General features: G+C 65.3%; 5 protein-coding genes and 1 pseudogene. 3 read left to right on the forward strand and 3 right to left on the reverse strand.

Annotated elements, in window-relative coordinates; all coding sequences use genetic code 11:
* The 3 genes and pseudogenes from ABDV69_RS19465 to ABDV69_RS19475 all read right to left on the reverse strand — a co-directional run.
* A pseudogene (locus ABDV69_RS19465) lies at positions 1 to 417 on the reverse strand (hypothetical protein); the annotation flags it as partial.
* Positions 417 to 1,001 carry a hypothetical protein gene (locus ABDV69_RS19470; RefSeq protein WP_343577316.1) on the reverse strand — a complete coding sequence of 195 codons (585 nt, stop codon included), beginning with the start codon at positions 999 to 1,001 and terminating at the stop codon, positions 417 to 419. The pseudogene ABDV69_RS19465 and the gene ABDV69_RS19470, both read right to left, overlap by 1 nt.
* Positions 1,001 to 1,930 (reverse strand): sulfurtransferase, encoded by a 930-nt coding sequence (locus ABDV69_RS19475; RefSeq protein ID WP_343577317.1) that lies wholly within the window; start codon positions 1,928 to 1,930, stop codon positions 1,001 to 1,003. The genes ABDV69_RS19470 and ABDV69_RS19475 overlap by 1 nt, the downstream gene beginning before the upstream one ends.
* A gap of 213 nt (positions 1,931 to 2,143) precedes the next feature.
* On the opposite strand from ABDV69_RS19475, the gene ABDV69_RS19480 reads away from it, so the two are divergent.
* The 3 genes from ABDV69_RS19480 to ABDV69_RS19490 all read left to right on the forward strand — a co-directional run bounded on the left by ABDV69_RS19480 (position 2,144) and on the right by ABDV69_RS19490 (position 6,553).
* Positions 2,144 to 2,488, forward strand: coding sequence for a metalloregulator ArsR/SmtB family transcription factor (locus tag ABDV69_RS19480; protein WP_343577318.1), 345 nt, complete (start codon positions 2,144 to 2,146; stop codon positions 2,486 to 2,488).
* 555 nt (positions 2,489 to 3,043) lie between these two features.
* Entirely contained in the window at positions 3,044 to 4,786 is a 1,743-nt protein-coding gene (locus ABDV69_RS19485) for an aminotransferase class V-fold PLP-dependent enzyme (RefSeq protein WP_343577320.1), read from the forward strand.
* Between the two features lie 366 nt (positions 4,787 to 5,152).
* The gene (locus ABDV69_RS19490) at positions 5,153 to 6,553 is read left to right on the forward strand and encodes an IS1380 family transposase (RefSeq protein ID WP_343577322.1); all 1,401 of its coding nucleotides are present in this window, start codon (positions 5,153 to 5,155) and stop codon (positions 6,551 to 6,553) included.
* The last annotated feature ends 178 nt before the right edge of the window (positions 6,554 to 6,731 follow it).

Raw genomic sequence — 6,731 nt, forward strand, 5'->3', positions numbered from 1 at the left:
CAGCCCGGTTTTGAATGCCTCGGCAAGCCGGGGCAGCAGGCTCAGATGGTGGGGAAGCGTGGTGAAGCTCCCGCCCATATAGAGGAGGCTGGACTCATCGGCCAGTAAGGCGGCCACCTCGTCGCTCACCTCGAACCGTCCGTCCCCGGCGTAGGTCACCACTCTGGCGGCGGATAAGGCATGGAGCCACTCTCGGACCCACCGCTCATGTAGCCCGGCCCGATCGGAGACCTGAACGCTGGTTAACGGTCCCTGGCCGACCATCGCCCGGAACAGCCCGAGCTGAAGGCCGAGGGTGACCAGCCCGGCGGCGTGAGCAGCCACCATCATGCCGCCGAGAAGATCGAAGGCTGCGCCTGCGGTTTCTTTCGAAGTCGCAGGTCGGTCACCACCGGAGAAGCCGGCGGCCGGTTCCATCAACCCTCGAGCCGATCGAGCGGCACCCCGCAGCTGACCCCTACGCCTTCCATGGCCTCTTCGAGCGGTACGTCGAGGGCGCTGGCCACCGTGGTCGTGTAGCGCATCAGCGCAACTGAGGCCACGATCTCCACGATCTCGGCATCGGTCCATCCGAATGCTCGTAGTTTGTCGGTCATCTCGTCAGTCACTGCGGCCGGACGACGACCGACCGTCCGGGCGAAGTCCACCGCGGCGTTCTCCTTGTCGGTCAACCGGGGAGATGGTTTGCCCTCGATGAGGTCCACGCACTCCTGGCGGCTCCACTTCTTGCCCATCAGGGCGATCATGTGGGCCGCGGTGCAGTATTCACATTCGACCTCGTAGGCGGTCACCGCGAAGAACACGCGCTTGAGCTCTTCACGGATGCTTCCCTCCATTGCCGTATTCAGGCTCAGGGTCCACAACGCATCCGTGGTCTCGGGCAGGTAGTTCAATGCCTGCTGGAGCCCGGGCACCATCTTGTAATACGCCTTCACCCGCTCGAAGACCTCATGCGTGCGTCCCTGAGCTTGGTCGGGATCGATGAGCTTGATTCGCGCCATCACTGCCTCCTTGGGTTCGTCGGTTGATAGCGATCATGTGTCGCAGCTTTCGATCCGGTCTCCACCGGCCGGCCGGGATCGGCACCCCACTCCATCCACGAGGCGTCGTAGAGGGCGGCGTTCTCGTGTCCCATGACATGCAGCGCGAAGAGGGCGTAGGCCCCGAATACGCCGCCGCCGCAATAGGTGATGACGCGGCGAGAAGGCTCCAACCCGACCGGCTCCCACAGCCGGGCCAGCGCGCTGGCGGGCAAAAATCGGTGAGTGACCGGATCTACATGAGACGGCGCCGGCACGTTGTGGGCGGTGGGTATGTGGCCGGCCCGGTGGTTCGGGTACAGGCGCGCCGCACCGGTAAAGAAGACTTCGGGCAACGCGTCGACGATGCAGACGTCGTCACAACCGATGGCTTGAGCCACTTGATCGGCGTCGACCCGGAGCTCGGGCCGGACCCGGGCGGTGAACGTCGCCGGCGAAGGGTCGGGCACCCCGCTGTCGACCGGGAGACCTGCGGCCAGCCAACAGGTGAAACCGCCGTCGAGCAGCATGACGGCGTCGTGGCCGTAGTACCGCAAAGCCCACCATAGCCGAGCGGCCCAGGTTCCACCTTGGCCGTCGTAGACCACCACCGTGGTCCGGTCGCCGATCCCGAGGCGACTCATCAGGTCCTCGAATCGCTCCGGCGGCACCACCACGACCGGGTCGTCCGCATCGGCGAGGTCACCCATCACGTCCATGAACACGGCGCCTGGAATGTGGGCCTCGCGGTAGGCCCCGTGCTCGGCGGCGCCTACCAGCGCTCCCTCGGTAGTTGCCCGGATGGCGAAACGGGCATCCACCACCCGGACCGACGGGTCGTCAAGATGCTCGGCCAGCCACTCGGGTGTGGCCAGGGATTCAGGATGCCGGTAAGTCACGGTGTCGGCCATCGGCTTGCTACCGCCGGAACATCGCGAGTGGCCGGCCCGGGTGGTCCGGGTCGGCCGGTACCACACACGGGATCAGGGGCTTGTACACACTGGTCTCCGGTCGATAGACGCAACGGGTGGTGCTGGTAGGTTGCGCCAGCATTCGATAAATGTCAATATCTCGATATGCCAGGTTCTCGGAAGGCCCAGGTGGACACGGGTACGGCGCCGCTAGTGCCGAGACCCGAGGACGCAAGCCCCTATCCGACACTGGACGAAGCCATGTCCCGCGACGAGGCCGAACGGATCGCCAAGCTGTTCAAGGCCCTGGCCGACCCGACCCGAGTCCAACTCCTCGGACTGCTCAGAACGAGACCCGGCGGGGAATGCGGCTACGACCTGACCGGCCCACTCGGTATCTCCCAACCGAGCGTGAGCTACCACATCAAGATCCTGCACGAAGCCGGCCTGGTCACCAGGCAGCGTCGCGGAAGCTGGGTCTTCTACCGCATCTGCGAAGAACGGCTGGCCGACATCCGCCGCGCGGCGGGGCCCATCCCGCCGGACACCGCTGCCTGAGGGGAGCAGGCCCGATCGGGCCGAGCCCGCGGGGGCTCCGGCAGATACGGTCGGCCCGAGTTGAGAAGCGCCCCGGATCGCCGGCTCCGTCTAGTCTCAGCGAGAGTTTCCGGCCGTCTTACCCGTTGCTCCTGCCACCCGCCACGACGATCGCCGACGCCCACGCCAGCAACGCCGTGCTCCCCGCGACGCTGGTATCCCTTGGTGCAGGAGCTGCAGTCCTGCTGCCCGCCATGATCTGGCCCCACTACCTATTCCAGCGCGAACCCGTGGACCCTGTGCCCACCGACTGGGCTGCGACCTACCCGAGTTTGCCGGATCGGCCCGCGACACACACCCAGACAGCGTTCTCGTGCAGCGCGATCCGTGGCATGGCGGGGACGCCGGACATTTCAACCCGGTCCGGGCAGCGCGAGCGGCCACCCGTTCTCCGAAGCTCCTCGACTGTGCAGCGGATCAGTCAACTACCGAGACCGGGGAACGGCTTCGGAAACGATCCCACGCTCGATTCGGGTGATCTCGATGTGGAACAACTTCACGCCTACCCTCGGTGCTGTGACTGAGCCGGCACCTATCGAGACCCCGCTGCTACGGCAGATCCGTGATTCGGTGATCGGCGAGAATCAGGTGATGCCCGGTCCATATGGGCCGCGTCGGGTGACCTATGCCGACTACACCGCGTCGGGCCGGGCGTTGAGCTTCCTCGAGGCCTTTATCCGCGACCAGGTGCTGCCCCGCTATGCCAACACCCACACCGAGTCCAGCGGAACCGGTTTGCAGACCACCAGGTTGCGTGAAGACGCCCGTTCGATCATCAACGACGCTGTCGGCGGCGACGCCGAAACCGTGGTGATCTTCGCAGGATCGGGCTGCACCGGGGCGATCGACAAACTGATCGGCATCCTGGGGTTGCGTATCCCGGCCGCATTGGAAGACCGTTACCAGCTGAGCGACGCCATCCCCGCCGGTGAACGCCCGGTGGTCTTTATCGGCCCATTCGAGCATCACTCCAACGAGCTGCCCTGGCGGGAATCGATAGCCGATGTCGTCGTCATTCCCCAGGACGTTGACGGCCACATCGACGCCGCGATCCTGATGAAAGAACTCCTGCGACACCAAGCGCGGCCGTTGAAGATCGGCTCGTTCTCCGCGGCCAGCAACGTGACCGGGATCGTCACCGACACCCACCGGATCTCGGCGCTGCTGCACGCGCACGGCGCATTGTCCTTCTGGGACTTCGCCGCGGCTGGACCCTACGTCGACATCGAAATGTACGGCGACCTAAGCACGAATCGCCTCGACTACAAGGACGCGATCTTTCTCAGTCCGCACAAGTTCATCGGAGGGCCCAGCACCCCAGGGGTTCTGGTGGTCCGTCGGGAGTTGCTGGGTAACCGGGTGCCCGATGTGCCCGGCGGCGGCACCGTCGCCTACGTCAACCCGGCCGAGCACCGCTACCTCGAAGATCCCACCCAACGTGAGGAGGGCGGCACACCGGCCATCGTCGAATCGATCCGGGCCGGGCTGGTGTTCCAACTCAAACAAGCGGTCGGCGTCGACGTGATCCGCGCCCACGAGGAGCACTACCTGCGGCGTGCGATCACGGCCTGGCAAAACGAGCCGAACATCGAAATCCTCGGTAACCTCGACGCCAAAAGGCTGTCGATCGTGTCTTTCGTGGTTCGGACCTCCAGCGGCCGCTACCTGCACCACAACTTTGTCGTCGCTGTCCTCAATGACCTCTTCGGAATCCAGGCCCGTGGCGGCTGCTCGTGCGCGGGTCCTTACGGCCACCGTTTGCTGGGCATCGACCTGGACCGTTCACGCGAATTCGAACGCGAGATCACCCACGGCTGCGAGGGCATCAAACCAGGCTGGGTCCGCGTCAACTTCAACTACTTCATCTCCGAGAAGGTCTTCTCCTACCTTGTCGAGGCCGTCCGGCTCATCGCCACCGACGGTTGGCGACTACTCGAGGACTACCGATTCGACCCAGCCAGCGGAATATGGCGACACCACCTCGGCCCCGTCGAGCCCCCGCTGCGACTTCGCGAAATCTCCTACGACCAGAACGGGGTGATGCAATACCCCAAGCACGAAAACCACGCCCCCGAAACCGATCTCGCACGCTATTTGCAGGAAGCCATCACGATCCTGACAGCCCCACGCGGACAGCCCGACCACTCGATCGATCAGCATCCGCTGACCCTGTCCGAGGACTTCGAACACCTGCGATGGTTCGACCTGCCGACCGCCTGCATATCTTCCAATGCACCCGGCTCAACGCCCAGTCGCTGAGCGGCGGTAGAAAATGGGCACCCGCGCAAGGCCAAGCGCGGCCGTGCTGGATTCCCATCAGGTGGCCGGCGCTCGTCGCCGGATCCCGGCCCACGGCGATGCCGCCGGTACAGCGTGATCGGCCGGCATTCAGGCAGTTTCAGCCCGGAACCTAATGCGCCGCAGCGCGACGTTGCCCGTGTTCACCGCCGCCACCGCGACGATGCGCGCAGGGGTCGCCGCGCTGGGCATACTCGGCGGTGCTCGCCTGGATATTTCACGGTGATCGGTAGGTTTCGGGTGTCGTGAACGCGAAAAGTGCGCTCGCACTGGGAGAATGGGGTTTGTCAACGACTCCAGAATCCACAGAACAGGCGCACTTCTCAGATGCAGACTACTACTGACTGGTCCAACGGTTTGGACATCGAGGTCCGTGGCGATGATGTCGTCTCCCATACCGGGACGGTGATCACCCGGATGCTGGCCGACCGCACCGGTTTGACCAGGGAACTCTCCGATGCGTTGGCCAAACCCGATGTGATCCACGACCGCGGCCGAGTGCTGGCCGACTTGTCGTTGGCGATCGCTGATGGCGCGACCTCGATCAGCGACATCGGCGTGCTCGGCGATCAGCAGCGGATCTTCGGCCCGGTCGCGTCGACATCGACGACGTGGCGGGCGCTCAATGAGATCGATGAGCGGGCGCTGAAGAGAATCACCGCGGCCCGTAACCGGACCCGCACAGTGGTGTGGTCGTTGATCGAAGCCCGTCACGGTTCGATTCCGCCGATTGCCACCGCCTACGGCGACATCGCCGGCATGATCGGCATCCGCATCGACGCCACCTTGGTCAACTCTCACAGTGACAAGCAGCAAGCGGCCGGCAATTTCAAGGGCGGCTACGGCTTTCACCCGCTCACAGCGTGGTGTGACAACACCGGCGAATGCCTGGCGATCATCGCGCGCGCCGGCAATGCCGGATCCAACACGGCCGCCGACCACATCGCGATCATCGACGCCGCGATCGCCGCCCTGCCCGCCAAGCATCGGCGCCGGTTGCTGTTCACCATCGACGGCGCCGGCTCCAGCCACAAGGTGATCGAACATCTCACCGCACTTAACGCCCGCACGGGGTTCACAGTGGGGTATTCGGTCGGGTTCGACCTGGACAAACGCGTCCGAGCCGCGATCGCCGCACTGCCCGAGTCGGTGTGGGAGGCGGCGCTCGACGCGACCGGCGCCGCCCGCCAGGACGCGCAGGTCGCCGAGGTCACCGGGCTGCTGCGCGACAGCGTCGGCGGCGACAAACTCGGCTCCTGGCCGGCAGGGATGCGGATCCTGGTCCGCCGCGAACCCATCGAGGAAGCCACCCAGCTGTCGCTGTTCGAACAGCTCGCCGGCTACCGGTATCAGCCGATCGCGACCAACACCGCCGGTGGTCAACTCCAGAAACTCGAGGCGCGCCACCGCGTCCACGCCCGAGTCGAGGGATTCATCCGCTGCGCGAAAGCAACCGGTCTCGCGAAATGGCCGTCGTCCTCGTGGTCGATCAACACCGCGTGGGTGGCCGCGGTCGCGATCGCCTGCGACCTGCTGTGCTGGACCCGGCTGCTGCTGCTCGACGGCGACCTCGCCGTCGCCGAACCGCAGACCCTGCGCTACCGGTTGCTGCACACCGGTGCCCGGATCATCAAACGATCCCGCAAGACCATCCTCCGGATAGCCGAAACATGGCCCTGGGCAACCGAACTCGAAACCGCGTTCCACCGCGTCGCCGCCATCCCATAACACCCGGGCCACCAATCCCGATCAACCCAGGAAGGAGCCGACCAGCCCCGGACAGTGGAACCCGGCGTCACCGCGGACGACCCGCGGCGATACCAGCCACCCCCGGACCCACATCACCCAAACAGAGCCGCCTCGCAACAACCCTCAGCCCCAGATGGCCACCTGTGAAAAATCGAGG

It is taken from the genome of Mycobacterium sp. (genome assembly GCF_039583785.1).
GTDB lineage: Bacteria > Actinomycetota > Actinomycetes > Mycobacteriales > Mycobacteriaceae > Mycobacterium.

Bases quoted from the DNA above. Each gene is read 5' to 3' on its own strand.
- ABDV69_RS19490 (WP_343577322.1), top strand. From the start codon at position 5,153: ATGCAGACTACTACTGACTGGTCCAACGGTTTGGACATCGAGGTCCGT.
- ABDV69_RS19470 (WP_343577316.1), bottom strand. From the start codon at position 1,001: ATGGCGCGAATCAAGCTCATCGATCCCGACCAAGCTCAGGGACGCACG.
- ABDV69_RS19475 (WP_343577317.1), bottom strand. From the start codon at position 1,930: ATGGCCGACACCGTGACTTACCGGCATCCTGAATCCCTGGCCACACCC.